A 13,026-nucleotide genomic window follows, 5' to 3' on the forward strand; every position below is an offset into this window, starting at 1 on the left:
GAAATCCCTGATTGCCCTACAATAGCATGGTGCGTTGCACAACACCCAGTTGCACCCAACTGCGTGCCGCGGAGGCGCCACCCGCGCCGCCGAATCATCACCCCGTCGCCCTGCCAACAAGGGCGCACACAGAATAGGAAACGTTGTCGTGAACCCGCTCGAACTGAGCAAGGCCATCGGCGTCGTCACCCAGGACGACATCGACAAGACGGAAGCCGCGCAGGGCGCGCCGCGTTCCACCGTGCTGGTGCGTGAGCTTGCCGCGCACCATCGCTCGCGCCTGCTCAAACACCTGCTCGCCCTGGGCGAGGAAGACCGCCTGCTGCGTTTCGGCCAGGTGGTGCGGGATCACGTCATCGAAGCGTACGTCGACAGCATCGACTTCGACCACGACAAGGTCTTCGGCGTCTATAACGAGCGCCTGGAGCTGGTCGGCGTCGGTCACCTCGCCTACTTGCGCGACAACCCGCAAGGGCGCGTGGCGGAGTTTGGCGTGTCGGTGTCGGAATCGGCACGCGGCAAGGGCGTGGGCAGTGCGCTGTTCCAGCGCGCCGCCATGCACGGCCAGAACACCAAGGTGCGTACGCTGTACATGCACTGCCTGTCGCGCAACGCGGCCATGATGCACATCGCCAAGAAGGCCGGCATGCGCGTGCAGTATGCGTATGGCGAAGCCGACGCCTACCTGGAGCTGCCGCCCGCCGACACGATGAGCCTGCTGACCGAGGCCATCGACGAACAAGTGGCCGATCTGGACTACCTGCTCAAGCGCAATCTGCGCGACGCACGCCGCTTCGGCCAGCGCTTCTGGCGCTCGCTGGTGCCGCAAAAGCGCACGGTCTGATCGCACCTGCTCCGCAGATGAAAAAACGCCCGGCTTTGACCGGGCGTTTTTGTTTGCGCAACACGATTATGTTTTGCGCAACTCAACGCGTTTCATTTCATTCAATTTATATCTGGTGAAAATCCCACAACTGTCCAGCACGCCATTTTGTGATTGGGATTCGACGCACATATATTGATATTCGGGATTTTGATTTAGACCACTCAAGCTCCAGCCAAACGGTTCGTTACAGCAGTCGTTAATCAACCGCGACGGGGACAACCATGCGTTTCTCGCAAATGAAGGTGGCTACCCAACTGGCGTTGGGATTCGGCCTGACGATGGGCCTCCTTGTTCTCCTCACCGTATTCAGCTTGCTGCGCATGTCCGATTTTCGACGTTTGATGGAAGAAACGACGGAAATCAACGCGGTGGAAGCCAAACTGGCGGCCCAAATGCATAACAGCGTGACCGAACGCGCGCTGGCCTTCCGCAATATCGTGCTGCTGGAGCAGCGCGATGAAATCCAGATCGAACTCAAGCGCATTGAAAGTCAGGAGCGCGAATACGCTGAGGCCGAAAACCACCTCGGCCGCATGTTCGCCACGCTGGACGACACCACGCCGGACGAGAAAGCCATGTTCGCGCAGGTCAAGCACCAGGCCGAATTGGCTGCGCCCTACATCGCGCGCACCAAGGCGCTGATCCTGGACGGCAAGAAGGACGAGGCCTACAAACTGCTGCGCTTCGAATTCCGTCCGGTGCAGCGCACCTGGTGGGATCTGCTCGCCAAGCTGCAGGCCTTTGAAGAGAAGCTCAACGACGAGAACACCGCCAAGGCAAAGGCCAGCTACATCGAAAGCCGCAACTGGCTGCTGGCGCTAAGCGGCCTGGCGCTGCTGGTGAGCTTGGCGGCCAGCGCGCTCATCACACGCGGGCTGATCCGCAAGCTCGGCGGCGAGCCCGGCACCGTGGCCGACATTGCCGGCCAGATTGCCGGCGGCAACCTGGCCGTGGTCATCCACACACGCAGCGACAACCAGGCAAGCCTCATGCACGCCATGAAGCGCATGCGCGACAGCCTGGCTGCGATTGCCGAGCAGGTGCACACCAGCACTGACACGTTGGCCACCGCCTCGGAGCAGATCGCCACGGGCAACTTCGATCTGTCGACCCGCACGCAGGAGCAGGCCTCCGCGCTGGAAGAATGCGCCGCCTCAATGGAGGAGCTCAACGCCACGGTCAAGCAGAACGCCGACCACGCACGGCACGCCAACCAGCTCGCCACCGCGGCTGCCGACGTGGCCACGCAAGGCGGCTCGGTGGTGGCGCGCGTGGTCAACACCATGGGCGCGATCAGCGAATCGGCGCGCAAGGTGAGCGAGATCATCGGCGTGATCGACAGCATTGCATTCCAGACCAACATCCTCGCGCTCAACGCAGCCGTGGAAGCTGCCCGCGCGGGTGAGCAGGGGCGCGGCTTTGCCGTGGTCGCCAGCGAGGTGCGCGGGTTGGCGCAGCGCTCGGCCTCGGCGGCCAAGGAGATCAAGCTGCTGATTGGCGACTCCGTCGACCAAGTCCAGGCCGGCAACGCGCTGGTCGAACAGGCCGGCGCCACCATGCAGGACGTGGTGACCAGCATCCAACGCGTGACGGCCATCATGACCGAGATCATGGGGGCCACCGACGAGCAGGCCGGCGGCATCGACCAGATCCACCACGCCATCGCGCAGATGGATGAGGTCACGCAGCAGAACGCCGCCCTTGTCGAAGAAGCGGCCGCCGCTGCGGAATCGATGCGCGAACAGACCACTCGCCTGGTCCGCGTAGTGAGCGTGTTCAAGCTGGCCGACCAGACGCAGAACAGCGCCCCGGCACAGCGCGTCGGCTATCGCCAGCCCGCGCTGCTGCCGGCCTGACACGGAGCCCACATGAAGCCCACCACGGCAGTTTCCGGCGCCGCCGCGCGCAACGTCTACTGGCACACCAGCACGCTGGCGGACGAAGCGCGCGCCCACCAGTTCGGCCACGCGCCGCTTACGCTGTGGCTCACGGGCCTGAGCGGCGCGGGCAAATCCACCCTCGCCTACGCGCTGGAGAAACGCCTGTACGACGCGCACCAACGCTGCGCCGTGCTCGATGGCGACAACCTGCGCCATCACCTGAACCACGATCTCGGCTTTTCCGAAGCGGACCGCGCCGAGAACCTGCGCCGCGCGGCTGAAGTCGCCCGGCTGATGAATGACGTGGGGCTCATCGTCATTACTGCGTTTATCTCGCCGCTGCGCACCGACCGCGAGATGGCGCGCGAGATCATCGGTGCAGATCGCTTTGTCGAAGTGCATGTCTGCACGGCGCTCAACGTGTGTGAAGCACGCGACCCGAAAGGCCTGTATGCCCGCGCACGCGACGGGCAGATTCCACAGTTCACCGGCGTGTCGTCACCATACGAGCCACCGACCGCGCCGTCGCTGCGGCTCGATACGGGCGCGCTGCCGTTAGCCGCCGCCACTGCCGCCTTGCACGCGCATCTGGCCTCGTGGCTAGACGTCCGCACACTGGAGACCGCACGATGACCGCACGCCCACGCCCCGTCCTGATGATTCCGCTGCGCCGCTGCGGCAGCCATGCGCTGCGCCTGCGCCTGAACTTCAACCCGGCGTTCTACGCACCGTATCCGCTGCACATCGTCGACTTCATGCCGCTGGTGCCGCTGTACGGCAACCTTGATGACGACCGCGCCTACTTCCGCCTCGTCACCGACGTGATCGGGCTGCAGGCGGCCAGCATGGTCAAGTGGCCCGGCGTGGTGTTCGACCCGGTGGAGATCTTCGAAGCCCTGCGCGATCAACCGCGCAGCGTGCATCGCGTGGTGTGGGAGCTGCTGCTGCGCGCCGGCGCGCAACACGGCGCACGCGTAGTCATGGACAAGTCGCTCGACAGCGTGCACTACGCCGACGAGCTGATGACGCTGCTGCCGGACATGCGCTTCCTGAACGTGGTGCGCGACCCGCGCGCGCAAGTGGCGTCGATGAACCGCGCGATCATCCACGACTTCGACACGCTGCTGAATGCGCAGACCTGGGCGGCCGCACATCGCGCTGCCAGCGCGCTCATCGCCACGCACCCGGAACGCACGCTCACCATCCGCTATGAGGATTTCCTGACCGATCAGGAAGCCACGCTGCGCCGCGTGTGCGCCTTCCTGGAGATCGACTTCCTGCCGCAGATGCTGGACGTATCGCGCTCGGCCGAGGCGCGGCAGATCTCGCAGCTCTCTGCGCTGTGGACCTCCAACTGCTTTGCTCCCATCACTGCGAACATCGACAAGTTCCGCCAGCAGTTGTCGCTGGATGAGATCGCGCTGATCGAAACGCTCACCCGCGACGACATGGCCCGCTATGGCTACACGCGCCTGACCGACGCCAACACCGTCATCGACGCCGATGCTGTGGATGCCGCGCGCGCGCGCTCCGAAGCCAGCCGCCAAACCGCCTGGCGCGCGCTGGAGACCGACAACTACCGCGACTTTGTGCTGCGCCGCCACCGCGCCGATTTTCTGGCCAGCGTGCGCGAGCGGCTGATGCTGCAGGCCATGACGGCGCTGGCCAGCCAACCTAAGCAACCGTATCGGCTGGATGCGCTGCAGGACGCAGCGGCGTTCGAGGTGACGGACTAGGCGTCAACTGGCCGCGTCGTCATCGGGCTGCTCAGCCTCGGTGCCGACGTTGGCCGCCATGCGCCGTAGCACGGCACGAAACACCTCCAGATCGGCATCGTCAATATCGGCGCGCAGGCGCGCGTCATAGGCGATCGCCGCCTCACGCAGCTTCAGAAACAACGCCCGCCCCGCCGGGGTGAGATCCACCTGGTGCACGCGCCGGTTGTCCGGCAGCGGGCTGCGCACCAGCAACCCCGCCTTTTCCATACCGTTCAGATGATGCGTGAGCGTCGGCCCCTGCACGCCCACGGTCGCGGCCAGCTCGGCCTGCGTGCGATGGCCGCCCTGCATCAGCGCCTTGAGGATCAACCACTCCGGCAGCGTGCCGCCGCGTTCCTGCAACGCGTCATCAAAGGCGCGACCGACCACCTTGGCGGTTTGCGCGAGCAGAAATCCGACAGGAACTTGCATTGGCTTCATGACGATCTATGATAGATATCGAATCATTCGATGTCAAAGTGTTGTGCGACTGCCGTCGCCGCACCTTCTCTCAATCGCTGCACATCAAACCAGGAGTCACCATGCAATTCGGATGGATTCTGCTGATCGCCCTTCACGCCATGGCTGCGGTGTTCTGGGCCGGTTCCACCTTCATGCTCGCCCGCACCGGCGGCGCCAATGCCGATGCGATGTTCCGCCCGCAGATGGGCGCTGCCACCGTAGCCGTACTGACTGGCCTCGGGTTGGGCGCATGGGTGCACGCCGGGCTGCTCGGCTGGCCGCGTACGGTGCTGATGCTCGGCGCGCTGGCCGCCATTGCCGCCGCCGGGGCGCAAGGTGCGCTGCGCAAGCGGCCGGCACTGGCACACCGTGTGGCTGCGCCGCTGCTGGGCATCGCGCTGGTGTGCATGGTCATCGCACGCTACGTCGGCTGAAGGAGGCTCGCCATGATTGTGCTGGATCACACCATCCTGCGGGTGCGCGATATGGCTCGCTCGGTCGCGTTTTACTCACAGGTGCTTGGCTTCACCCACGAGGGGCAGCTCGGGCCGTTCGACATTGTGCGTGTGAACGACACGCTCATGCTCGACCTGCGCCAGACCAACGAGCTGCACGGCGAACACCTCGCCTTCAGCCTGGACCGCGCATCGTTCGACGCCATCCACGCGCGCTTGGTGGAGCGCAGCATCCCTTATGGCGGATCGCCATTCGACCGGCGCAACGGCATGGTCGGCCATAGCTATGGCGCGCGCGGGATCGCTGAAGCCATCTACTTTGACGACCCTGATGGGCACGGGTTGGAGATCCGCGTCTATCCGGAAACTGAGTCCACCTAGTACGGACCGTGCAGGCATTACCGCCACCGCCAGCGCAGGGCAAGCTACATAAACACCCCTTAACACGCAGCCGTCCCACGCTGGCTACCATGCTCCTCCACACGCCAAGCAACCACGGAGGGGCGCATGGTCACCAAGGCTCAAACTCACCCGCAGGCCAGGCCAGCGGCCAAACCCAAGACGGATTTCGAGCGTTGGCAGGACTACGTCAACACCTCGGCGCAACACCCAGACCAATGGAACGGCTACGACTGCGATATCCAATCGGCCGTCATTGAATACAACCGCTTCCTGATGGGTACCGCCGGCTACCAGCCGCTGGACTGGCAGATCATCAAGGCGATGGTGTGGGTCGAAACCGGCGCCGATTCGCCCAAGTGGGGCAGCAACCCGATCCAGATCGGCAACCCTGGCGACCCAGGCTTGAACACCCTGCTGCGCGGCAAGGAGGGCAGCGACCTGATCGTGCCGCCGGCCATCCGCACCAAGCTCAACGCCGCTTCTGTTGCCACCGTGCCGGCATGGAACATCCGCGCGGGCATCGGCTACCTGCTCACCCGCATGGCCAAGTTCAGCATCCAGAGCGTGCCGGATGCCGACAACAAGGTCTACGACGTGACCGTGAAAGCCGGCGACAGCCTGGACAAGATCGCCCGCGCACAGGGTTCGACGCTCACCGAACTGCGCGCACTCAACCCCGGTGCCAGCGCTCTCAAACCCGGCCAGGTGATCAAGTACCGCAAGGCCGCGATGCAGCAGGTGATTACCGGCTGGCGGCCAGCCACCACGCAGAACGTGGCCGTCCTGTATAACGTTGGAGACCCGACGTACGCCCGCAAGCTGGACTACGCGCTCACCCTCATCCACAACGGAAAGGCTGCCGCATGCAAGTAAGCCGTCTGCTCGTCGCCCTGTCGCTGCTGGTTGCGCATTCGGCCATGGCTGCCGACGCGCTCACCGGCACCTACCGTGGCGACGGCCGTGCCTGCTTCGGCGCGCTCTTCGTGCGCCCAAAGACCATCGAGTGGAACGCCAGCTTCTTCAAATGCGGCCCCACGCGCTACAAGGTGATCGCGCAAGACCTGACCAGCGACAAACCGCGCGCCGCCTACAAGATTGAAGACCGCCACAAGCGCTGCGGCCTCGCCGTCATCGAGGTCTCGCGCTACAACGACACCTTCTGGAGCGTGAACGGCTATCCATCGCTCGAGGCGTATCAGAAGCGCGATGAGCCCGGCTGGAAAGATTCCACCGAGCCCGGCCGACAGATCGCCAACTGCGGCATGCGCAAGGAATAGCGCACGCACCGCGCCGCCGCCATGCAGCCGCTCCAACGCTTCGCTCTGGAGAAACACAGCGGCCCATATGAGAAGTGGCCGGCGCGCACGCGCGTGATCGTCGATGGCGTACTGCACGCCACCCTCGCCATTCCCGGCTATGACTTGCTGCGGCAGTACGAAACCACGCTCGGCTTCGTGCTCATCACCGAGTACGACTGCCCATTTGAAGAAGCCGTCTCCATCACGTTGGTCGCCCCCGACCTCTCACGCGTGATCTGCACCAGCACCATTGGCGCGGCGTACTACACGTTCTGGCTGGACGAAGTCGAGTGGATCGACACGCATCACTTCCGGCTCACCTGCGAAGGCGTTGTCGGTGATTGGCTGGTCACGCTGCGGGCGCGGCACATTCCGGTGTTGTCGCCGGCGGTCTTCATCAAGCGCCGCGCAGCACCAGCAGCCGAGCCCGCGGTGTAGAGTGAAAGGCCGCCCTTTCACCGACACCCGCCCCCACCATGACCGAAGACGAACGCGCCATCCGCAACGTAGTGGATACCTGGCTTGCTGCCAGCAGGGCAGGCGACCTGCCCACCGTGCTCAACCTGATGACCGACGACGTGCTCTTCCTCACGCCCGGTCAGCCGCCCTTCGGCAAGGAGGCCTTCGCGGCCATGTCCAACGGCATGAAGGATGTGAAGGTTGACGGTACGAGCGATATTCAGGAGGTGCAGGTGTTTGGCGACATCGCTTACCTGCGCAACGCACTGCGCATCGTCATCACCATGCCGGATGGGAAGGTGGTGCGGCGCTCGGGGCAGACGTTGACGATTCTGCGGAAAGAGGCGGATGGGATGTGGCGGTTGGTGCGGGATGCGAATTTGGTGATGGCTGAGGCTGCGGCATAACCATGGTCTTCTTAGCCACTACCTCGGAAGGTTTGCAGCGCGCGCTAGAACTTGCAGGCTCTGCCGGTTTGCCAATCTGGTGCGGATCGGATGCGGTGTCCGATGCTGACTACAGCAAGCTCGCTGGCCGCAATGTCTCGCGGTTCGCCTATCCGCTGCACGACGCCTCTGCCAAAACGCTGCAGGACGCGGTCGATACGATCGCGGAGCACCATCCTGGCGAATCAGTTTGGGTTGAGCATGCGGCATCGGCGTGATGAGCTTGCACTCCCAACAGCACCAGCGCAGGTAGCCCCCATGCCCCTCCCATTTCACATCGGATGCACAACGTCCCAACCCTCCCTGTTTGCATTGAGCGACGGTCGCTTCCAACTGCTGACGAACCATCCGATCGGGCCGTTCCTCGCTGGGTATGCGTATTTTCTGGTTGAAGAACGCTTTGCTGCATTTCTGCAGCGCGTTGGTGTCGAGCGGATCAAGTATTCACCCGCAGTGCTGTTTGACAGCGTCACCGGCACGGAACTGCAAACACATGTCTTACTAACCGTTGGGCAACTCTTTGCCCCCGATCACATTCAAGACCTTGATCTAGTTGGACCGAGACTGCTCGTGATGAACAACCAGCACTACTTCGCGAGTCCAACGCTAAGAGCGTTGCTGGAAGCAGAGGGGTTCGAGTACCTGACATTCAGCGAAGGATTGAGCAAGTTCGCTGCCGTGCAATCTCCATCCGATCTTGGATAGAGCACCCCGCACTTCGACATCCCCGCCCGTCACGGGGAAGCCTTCCTGCTGTTTTAGTTCTCTTCCCGCTCAAGTAGGTCCAGCACTTCCCACCGGTACGGATCGACCAACACGCCCTCCAGCGTGGTCAGCAGATACACCCCGATCGCATCGAGAAATCCGGCGCGATATTCGGGCGGATGCATCCCGATTGCTGACGCAAACTCCCAGCGCAGAGCGCTCGGCCGGAATTGCCGGTGCACGCGCAAATCGGCTTGCGTGCGACGCAGGAATTCCCGCGCGGCCAGTGCGCCGCTCAGGTAGTGGCGTTTGCGATGGGTCATCGGGCACCTCCGTGAGCGGTGTGCGCAGGGGTGCTAGGTGGGGATGGGAAAGACGCGGGGCGGTGCCCGCTGGGTGCGAACAACATGGTGTCTCCTAGCGACGGTTGAAGAACCGGCCGCCTTCCTCGTCGCCAAACGGGGGTGGCGGGCCAGACGGCGGGGTTGGCGAACCGGAGCTAGGACCCGGCAGACCCGAAGGTCTCCCCACCCGGCCCGCCGTATGAGACACGACGTGCGCGAGCGCGGCGAACGCTTGATGCGTTCGCCGTCCTAGCTGATGGGTCGCCAAACCCGTGCCATCGCTTGCGCGACAGCCGGCAAATTATAACGAGCGCTGTCCGGGGGCGAAATGTGCTCAGTCTGATAGCGCTGCGCCACTTCGTAGGAGATGCTACGAGTTGCCAACCCGCTTGACATGTTCCGTGTCACGGAACACCATCCGATATGATCCATTCCTTTGCATGTGCGGACACTGAAGCGCTCTTCCAAAGCCGGAACGTGCGGCGGTTCAAGAACATCGAACGTGTCGCTCGAAGGAAGTTGCTGCAGCTCCATGCGGCAACCGATCTGGAAAGCCTGCGTATCCCTCCGGGCAATCAGTTAGAAGCGCTCAAGGGCAGTCGCAAACACCAGCACAGCATCCGAATCAACGATCAGTGGCGCGTCTGCTTTGTCTGGCGCGTAGATGGCGCCCACGATGTCGAAATCGTGGACTACCACTAGGAATCAACACCATGGTCAAGCTGCTTGACGAAATCCATCCCGGCGAAATCTTGCTGGAAGAGTTCATGAAGCCAATGGGTATCAGCGCGCGCAAGCTGGCTGCTGACATTGACGTATCACCCAGCCGCATCAGTGAGATCGTGAATGGCGCACGGCCGATCACCGCAGACACAGCGCTGCGGCTCGGGCTTTACTTCAACATGGAGCCGCGCTTCTGGATGAACCTGCAAGCCGAGTACGACATGCGGATGGCAGAACGCGAGTTGCAGGACAGCATTGCGCCGCGCATCCGCGTGTTTCAACCCGCTGCCGCCTGAAGGCTTTCCCGGAATTTCACGAAAGACAACGACGTCAGCCTCAAACCACCACCGGCAACGCCGTCGTATCCTTAATCCGCTCCAGCGCAAAACTGCTCTTCACGTCGATCACCGCCGGGTGCGCGAGCAGTTGGTCGCGGATGAACCGCGCAAAGTGGTCCATGTCTTCCACGAAGACCTTGAGCAGGTAATCCATCTCGCCGGTCATGGCGTAGCACGTGACCACCTCGGGCCAGGTGGCGACGGCGGCGCGAAAGATGTCGCCCGGCGCCTTGCCCTTGGGCGCACCGCCCTGCTTCTCCAGCCGCACGTTGATGTACGCCGACAAACCCAGGCCGATCTTGCCGGGGTCGAGCAGCGCCGCGTACTGGCGGATGACGCCGCTCTCCTCAAGACGGCGGATGCGTCGCAAGCACGGGCTGGGGGACAGGTTCACCCGCTCGGCGACTTCCAGGTTGGTGAGGCGGCCGTTGTTCTGCAGGACTTCCAGGATCTTGCGATCGATCTTGTCGAGTTCTACCTTACTCATTTTGTTGCTCCGCACCAATTTATTCGGCAATTTTCTTGCGCAAATTTAGCAAGCCGGGCACAACTTCGCAATTTTTGCGTAGAAGGACACTTCTACACTGCGAGGATCGTCAAAGCCCTGAGCGCCCTCCTCGCTGGAGTGAAGGCGCCGCCCCTGCAGGAGACATCGCCATGCAATTCACGCCTTGGGAAAACCCGATGGGCACCGCCGGTTTCGAGTTCATCGAATACGCCGCGCCGGACCCCGTTGCCATGGGCAAGCTGTTCGAGAACATGGGCTTCACCGCCATTGCGAAACACCGCCACAAGAACGTGACGCTGTATCGCCAGGGCGACATCAACTTCATCATCAACGCCGAGCCGGATTCGTTCGCGCAGCGCTTTGCGCGCCTGCACGGTCCGTCGATCTGCGCGATCGCGTTCCGCGTGCAAGACGCCGCGTTCGCCTATAAGCGCGCACTGGAACTGGGCGCCTGGGGCTTCGACAACCAGAGCGGCCCGATGGAACTGAACATCCCGGCCATCAAGGGCATCGGCGATTCGCTGATCTACCTGGTGGACCGCTGGAGCGGCAAGAACGGCGCGCAGCCTGGCGACATCGGCAACATCAGCATCTATGACGTCGATTTCGTGCCCATCGCGGGCGCCAACCCGAACCCCACCGGGCACGGCCTGACCTACATCGACCACCTGACGCACAACGTCTACCGTGGCCGGATGAAGGAATGGGCCGAGTTTTACGAACGCTTCTTCAACTTCCGTGAAGTGCGCTACTTCGACATCGAAGGCCAGGTCACGGGCGTGAAGAGCAAGGCGATGACGAGCCCGTGCGGCAACATCCGCATCCCCATCAACGAAGAAGGGACGGAGAAGGCCGGTCAGATCCAGGAGTACCTGGACATGTACCACGGTGAAGGCATCCAACACATCGCGCTGGGTTCGACCAACCTGTCCGCCACGGTGGATGCGCTGCGCGGCAACGGCATCAAGCTGCTGGACACCATCGACACGTATTACGAGCTGGTCGACAAGCGTATCCCCGGCCATGGCGAAGACGTGGCGGAACTGAAGAAGCGCAAGATCCTGATCGACGGTGCCCCGGGCGACCTGCTGCTGCAGATCTTCTCGGAAAACCAGCTTGGCCCAATCTTCTTCGAGTTCATCCAGCGCAAGGGCAACCAAGGTTTTGGCGAGGGCAACTTCAAGGCGCTGTTCGAGTCGATTGAGCTCGACCAGATGCGCCGCGGCGTGCTCAAGGCCGACGATCAGCCAGCCTGACGACCCTCACTTCAGGTTTGCTTCCTCCACACCCCGCTGGTTCGCCACCGGGGTGTTTTTTCATGCGCGCTGTGCGGCGAGCGCGGGGAAGCAGTGGCCGAAATCTTCGCAGCCGGGGCAACCGGGTGCAGGCCCCGGCAGACGGCCCTGTGCCAGCGCCACCTCTTGAGCGAGGAACGCCTTCCAGCGCAGATTGGCTGTGTTGTGTGCGACGAGTGCGGGGTAGTGGCGCGTGAGCAGGTCGGCCACATCGTCGCGGCTGGAGAGGCCGAGGTCGCGCCACAGATGGTCCGGCCGCAGGCATGCGGCGGCCAGGATGATGGCGAGACACTGTGCGTCGGCGGCATCCGCCGGTGTCACGGGGTGGTCAAACTGCAGCAGCAGCGCAATCAGCGCATCCGCAAACGGCGGAGCGTCGGCCAGTGGTTGCTCTGGCAGCGCATGGTCGACGGTGGCGCTCGGAAAATGCCGCACCATCAGCGCCGCAAAATCTGCGTGGCCGAGGCCGAGCGCCGTCAGGTCACCCGCCTCAAGCCGCGCCGCAATCAGGCGGGCGAAGAGCCCCGTATCCGGCGCGTGCGGATCACGCGCCCCGGCAAGCAGTCGGTTCAACGCAGCGAGTTGCGGCATGGGCATCGATCAGATCAGTCCACCGCCAGAATCACGCTCGATGCCTTGATGACAGCTGCTGCCGGCTTGCCGGCCGCCAGACCCAGGCGTGCCACGCTGTCGTTGGTGATGATGGCGGCAATCTCCAGCCCACCGGCCGAGATGGTCACGTCCGAATTGACGGCGCCGGCCTTGACGCTCGACACCGTGCCCACGAACACGTTGCGCGCCGACACCTTGGCCGGGTCAGCATCCACCATCACGATCACCGAAGACGCCTTGATGAGCGCCGAAGCCTTGCCGCCCACAACCAGGCCGAGCGACTTGCTGCTCTCCTGCGTAATCACGGCCACGACCGACGCGTTGCCGACCTTGAGGGTCACTTCATCATTGACCGCACCCGAGTGGATGGCGGTGATGTCGCCCGAGAAGTGATTGCGTGCGCTGGTTTTCATGGTCGGTTCCTACGTTGCATGGTTCAGTGACATTCCACTGTAG

The 13,026-nt window shown here is 63.2% G+C and carries 20 protein-coding genes; 15 read left to right on the plus strand and 5 right to left on the minus strand.

Features of this window, described 5'->3' with window-relative positions:
- The first annotated feature begins 148 nt into the window (after positions 1-148).
- The 4 genes from PI87_RS20095 (at position 149) to PI87_RS20110 (ending at position 4,502) form a co-directional block, all read left to right on the plus strand.
- The gene (locus tag PI87_RS20095) at positions 149-844 is read left to right on the plus strand and encodes a GNAT family N-acetyltransferase (protein WP_021197288.1); all 696 of its coding nucleotides are present in this window, start codon (positions 149-151) and stop codon (positions 842-844) included.
- A gap of 263 nt (positions 845-1,107) precedes the next feature.
- The gene (locus tag PI87_RS20100) at positions 1,108-2,742 is read left to right on the plus strand and encodes a methyl-accepting chemotaxis protein (RefSeq protein ID WP_157003180.1); all 1,635 of its coding nucleotides are present in this window, start codon (positions 1,108-1,110) and stop codon (positions 2,740-2,742) included.
- A gap of 12 nt (positions 2,743-2,754) precedes the next feature.
- Positions 2,755-3,399, plus strand: coding sequence for an adenylyl-sulfate kinase (gene cysC / locus PI87_RS20105; RefSeq protein WP_052321645.1), 645 nt, complete (start codon positions 2,755-2,757; stop codon positions 3,397-3,399).
- Entirely contained in the window at positions 3,396-4,502 is a 1,107-nt protein-coding gene (locus tag PI87_RS20110; RefSeq protein WP_039599499.1) for a sulfotransferase family protein, read from the plus strand. The genes cysC and PI87_RS20110 overlap by 4 nt, the downstream gene beginning before the upstream one ends.
- 3 nt (positions 4,503-4,505) lie before the next feature.
- Here the strand turns inward: PI87_RS20110 and PI87_RS20115 are convergent, their stop codons facing one another.
- Positions 4,506-4,964, minus strand: coding sequence for a MarR family winged helix-turn-helix transcriptional regulator (locus PI87_RS20115; RefSeq protein WP_052321646.1), 459 nt, complete (start codon positions 4,962-4,964; stop codon positions 4,506-4,508).
- Between the two features lie 101 nt (positions 4,965-5,065).
- Between PI87_RS20115 and PI87_RS20120 the strand changes: the two genes are divergently transcribed.
- The 8 genes from PI87_RS20120 to PI87_RS20155 all read left to right on the plus strand — a co-directional run bounded on the left by PI87_RS20120 (position 5,066) and on the right by PI87_RS20155 (position 8,750).
- Positions 5,066-5,419: a hypothetical protein gene (locus PI87_RS20120; protein WP_039599500.1), complete on the plus strand. Its 354-nt coding sequence runs from the start codon at positions 5,066-5,068 to the stop codon at positions 5,417-5,419.
- A gap of 12 nt (positions 5,420-5,431) precedes the next feature.
- Positions 5,432-5,821 (plus strand): VOC family protein, encoded by a 390-nt coding sequence (locus PI87_RS20125; protein ID WP_039599501.1) that lies wholly within the window; start codon positions 5,432-5,434, stop codon positions 5,819-5,821.
- A 126-nt stretch (positions 5,822-5,947) separates the two neighbouring features.
- Positions 5,948-6,715: a LysM peptidoglycan-binding domain-containing protein gene (locus tag PI87_RS20130; RefSeq protein ID WP_039599502.1), complete on the plus strand. Its 768-nt coding sequence runs from the start codon at positions 5,948-5,950 to the stop codon at positions 6,713-6,715.
- On the plus strand, positions 6,706-7,119 hold the full coding sequence (locus PI87_RS20135) for a hypothetical protein (RefSeq protein ID WP_039599503.1): 414 nt from the start codon (positions 6,706-6,708) through the stop codon (positions 7,117-7,119). The genes PI87_RS20130 and PI87_RS20135 overlap by 10 nt, the downstream gene beginning before the upstream one ends.
- A gap of 21 nt (positions 7,120-7,140) precedes the next feature.
- A complete protein-coding gene (locus tag PI87_RS20140) occupies positions 7,141-7,578 on the plus strand; it encodes a hypothetical protein (RefSeq protein WP_039599504.1) in 438 nt (145 codons plus the stop codon).
- A gap of 38 nt (positions 7,579-7,616) precedes the next feature.
- Positions 7,617-8,006: an SgcJ/EcaC family oxidoreductase gene (locus PI87_RS20145; RefSeq protein ID WP_039599505.1), complete on the plus strand. Its 390-nt coding sequence runs from the start codon at positions 7,617-7,619 to the stop codon at positions 8,004-8,006.
- A gap of 2 nt (positions 8,007-8,008) precedes the next feature.
- Entirely contained in the window at positions 8,009-8,263 is a 255-nt protein-coding gene (locus PI87_RS20150) for a hypothetical protein (RefSeq protein WP_039599506.1), read from the plus strand.
- 40 nt (positions 8,264-8,303) lie between these two features.
- A complete protein-coding gene (locus tag PI87_RS20155) occupies positions 8,304-8,750 on the plus strand; it encodes a hypothetical protein (RefSeq protein ID WP_039599507.1) in 447 nt (148 codons plus the stop codon).
- 53 nt (positions 8,751-8,803) lie between these two features.
- On the opposite strand, the gene PI87_RS20160 is transcribed toward PI87_RS20155, so the two are convergent.
- On the minus strand, positions 8,804-9,073 hold the full coding sequence (locus PI87_RS20160; protein ID WP_039599508.1) for a hypothetical protein: 270 nt from the start codon (positions 9,071-9,073) through the stop codon (positions 8,804-8,806).
- Between the two features lie 444 nt (positions 9,074-9,517).
- Here PI87_RS20160 and PI87_RS28680 point away from each other — a divergent pair, with 444 nt between their 5' ends.
- Both PI87_RS28680 and PI87_RS20165 read left to right on the plus strand, forming a co-directional pair.
- Positions 9,518-9,796, plus strand: coding sequence for a type II toxin-antitoxin system RelE/ParE family toxin (locus tag PI87_RS28680; protein ID WP_084210030.1), 279 nt, complete (start codon positions 9,518-9,520; stop codon positions 9,794-9,796).
- Between the two features lie 11 nt (positions 9,797-9,807).
- The gene (locus PI87_RS20165; RefSeq protein ID WP_039599509.1) at positions 9,808-10,113 is read left to right on the plus strand and encodes a HigA family addiction module antitoxin; all 306 of its coding nucleotides are present in this window, start codon (positions 9,808-9,810) and stop codon (positions 10,111-10,113) included.
- Between the two features lie 40 nt (positions 10,114-10,153).
- On the opposite strand, the gene PI87_RS20170 is transcribed toward PI87_RS20165, so the two are convergent.
- Positions 10,154-10,642: an Lrp/AsnC family transcriptional regulator gene (locus tag PI87_RS20170; protein WP_021197282.1), complete on the minus strand. Its 489-nt coding sequence runs from the start codon at positions 10,640-10,642 to the stop codon at positions 10,154-10,156.
- A 170-nt stretch (positions 10,643-10,812) separates the two neighbouring features.
- Between PI87_RS20170 and hppD the strand changes: the two genes are divergently transcribed.
- The gene (hppD, locus tag PI87_RS20175) at positions 10,813-11,919 is read left to right on the plus strand and encodes a 4-hydroxyphenylpyruvate dioxygenase (RefSeq protein WP_039599510.1); all 1,107 of its coding nucleotides are present in this window, start codon (positions 10,813-10,815) and stop codon (positions 11,917-11,919) included.
- 60 nt (positions 11,920-11,979) lie between these two features.
- Here the strand turns inward: hppD and PI87_RS20180 are convergent, their stop codons facing one another.
- Entirely contained in the window at positions 11,980-12,549 is a 570-nt protein-coding gene (locus PI87_RS20180) for a nitrogen fixation protein NifQ (protein ID WP_232314043.1), read from the minus strand.
- Positions 12,550-12,563: 14 nt separating this feature from the next.
- Entirely contained in the window at positions 12,564-12,983 is a 420-nt protein-coding gene (locus tag PI87_RS20185) for a TOBE domain-containing protein (protein ID WP_039599512.1), read from the minus strand.
- Positions 12,984-13,026: the final 43 nt, after the last annotated feature.

Source organism: Ralstonia sp. A12, from assembly GCF_000801955.1.
Taxonomy (GTDB): domain Bacteria; phylum Pseudomonadota; class Gammaproteobacteria; order Burkholderiales; family Burkholderiaceae; genus Ralstonia.

Excerpts from the sequence above, each read along its gene's own strand:
- PI87_RS20100 (WP_157003180.1), top strand. The coding sequence starts at position 1,108 with ATGCGTTTCTCGCAAATGAAGGTGGCTACCCAACTGGCGTTGGGATTC.
- cysC (WP_052321645.1), top strand. The coding sequence starts at position 2,755 with ATGAAGCCCACCACGGCAGTTTCCGGCGCCGCCGCGCGCAACGTCTAC.
- PI87_RS20110 (WP_039599499.1), top strand. The coding sequence starts at position 3,396 with ATGACCGCACGCCCACGCCCCGTCCTGATGATTCCGCTGCGCCGCTGC.
- PI87_RS20115 (WP_052321646.1), bottom strand. The coding sequence starts at position 4,964 with ATGAAGCCAATGCAAGTTCCTGTCGGATTTCTGCTCGCGCAAACCGCC.
- PI87_RS20120 (WP_039599500.1), top strand. The coding sequence starts at position 5,066 with ATGCAATTCGGATGGATTCTGCTGATCGCCCTTCACGCCATGGCTGCG.
- PI87_RS20125 (WP_039599501.1), top strand. The coding sequence starts at position 5,432 with ATGATTGTGCTGGATCACACCATCCTGCGGGTGCGCGATATGGCTCGC.
- PI87_RS20130 (WP_039599502.1), top strand. The coding sequence starts at position 5,948 with ATGGTCACCAAGGCTCAAACTCACCCGCAGGCCAGGCCAGCGGCCAAA.
- PI87_RS20135 (WP_039599503.1), top strand. The coding sequence starts at position 6,706 with ATGCAAGTAAGCCGTCTGCTCGTCGCCCTGTCGCTGCTGGTTGCGCAT.
- PI87_RS20140 (WP_039599504.1), top strand. The coding sequence starts at position 7,141 with ATGCAGCCGCTCCAACGCTTCGCTCTGGAGAAACACAGCGGCCCATAT.
- PI87_RS20145 (WP_039599505.1), top strand. The coding sequence starts at position 7,617 with ATGACCGAAGACGAACGCGCCATCCGCAACGTAGTGGATACCTGGCTT.
- PI87_RS20150 (WP_039599506.1), top strand. The coding sequence starts at position 8,009 with ATGGTCTTCTTAGCCACTACCTCGGAAGGTTTGCAGCGCGCGCTAGAA.
- PI87_RS20155 (WP_039599507.1), top strand. The coding sequence starts at position 8,304 with ATGCCCCTCCCATTTCACATCGGATGCACAACGTCCCAACCCTCCCTG.
- PI87_RS20160 (WP_039599508.1), bottom strand. The coding sequence starts at position 9,073 with ATGACCCATCGCAAACGCCACTACCTGAGCGGCGCACTGGCCGCGCGG.
- PI87_RS28680 (WP_084210030.1), top strand. The coding sequence starts at position 9,518 with ATGATCCATTCCTTTGCATGTGCGGACACTGAAGCGCTCTTCCAAAGC.
- PI87_RS20165 (WP_039599509.1), top strand. The coding sequence starts at position 9,808 with ATGGTCAAGCTGCTTGACGAAATCCATCCCGGCGAAATCTTGCTGGAA.
- PI87_RS20170 (WP_021197282.1), bottom strand. The coding sequence starts at position 10,642 with ATGAGTAAGGTAGAACTCGACAAGATCGATCGCAAGATCCTGGAAGTC.
- hppD (WP_039599510.1), top strand. The coding sequence starts at position 10,813 with ATGCAATTCACGCCTTGGGAAAACCCGATGGGCACCGCCGGTTTCGAG.
- PI87_RS20180 (WP_232314043.1), bottom strand. The coding sequence starts at position 12,549 with ATGCCGCAACTCGCTGCGTTGAACCGACTGCTTGCCGGGGCGCGTGAT.
- PI87_RS20185 (WP_039599512.1), bottom strand. The coding sequence starts at position 12,983 with ATGAAAACCAGCGCACGCAATCACTTCTCGGGCGACATCACCGCCATC.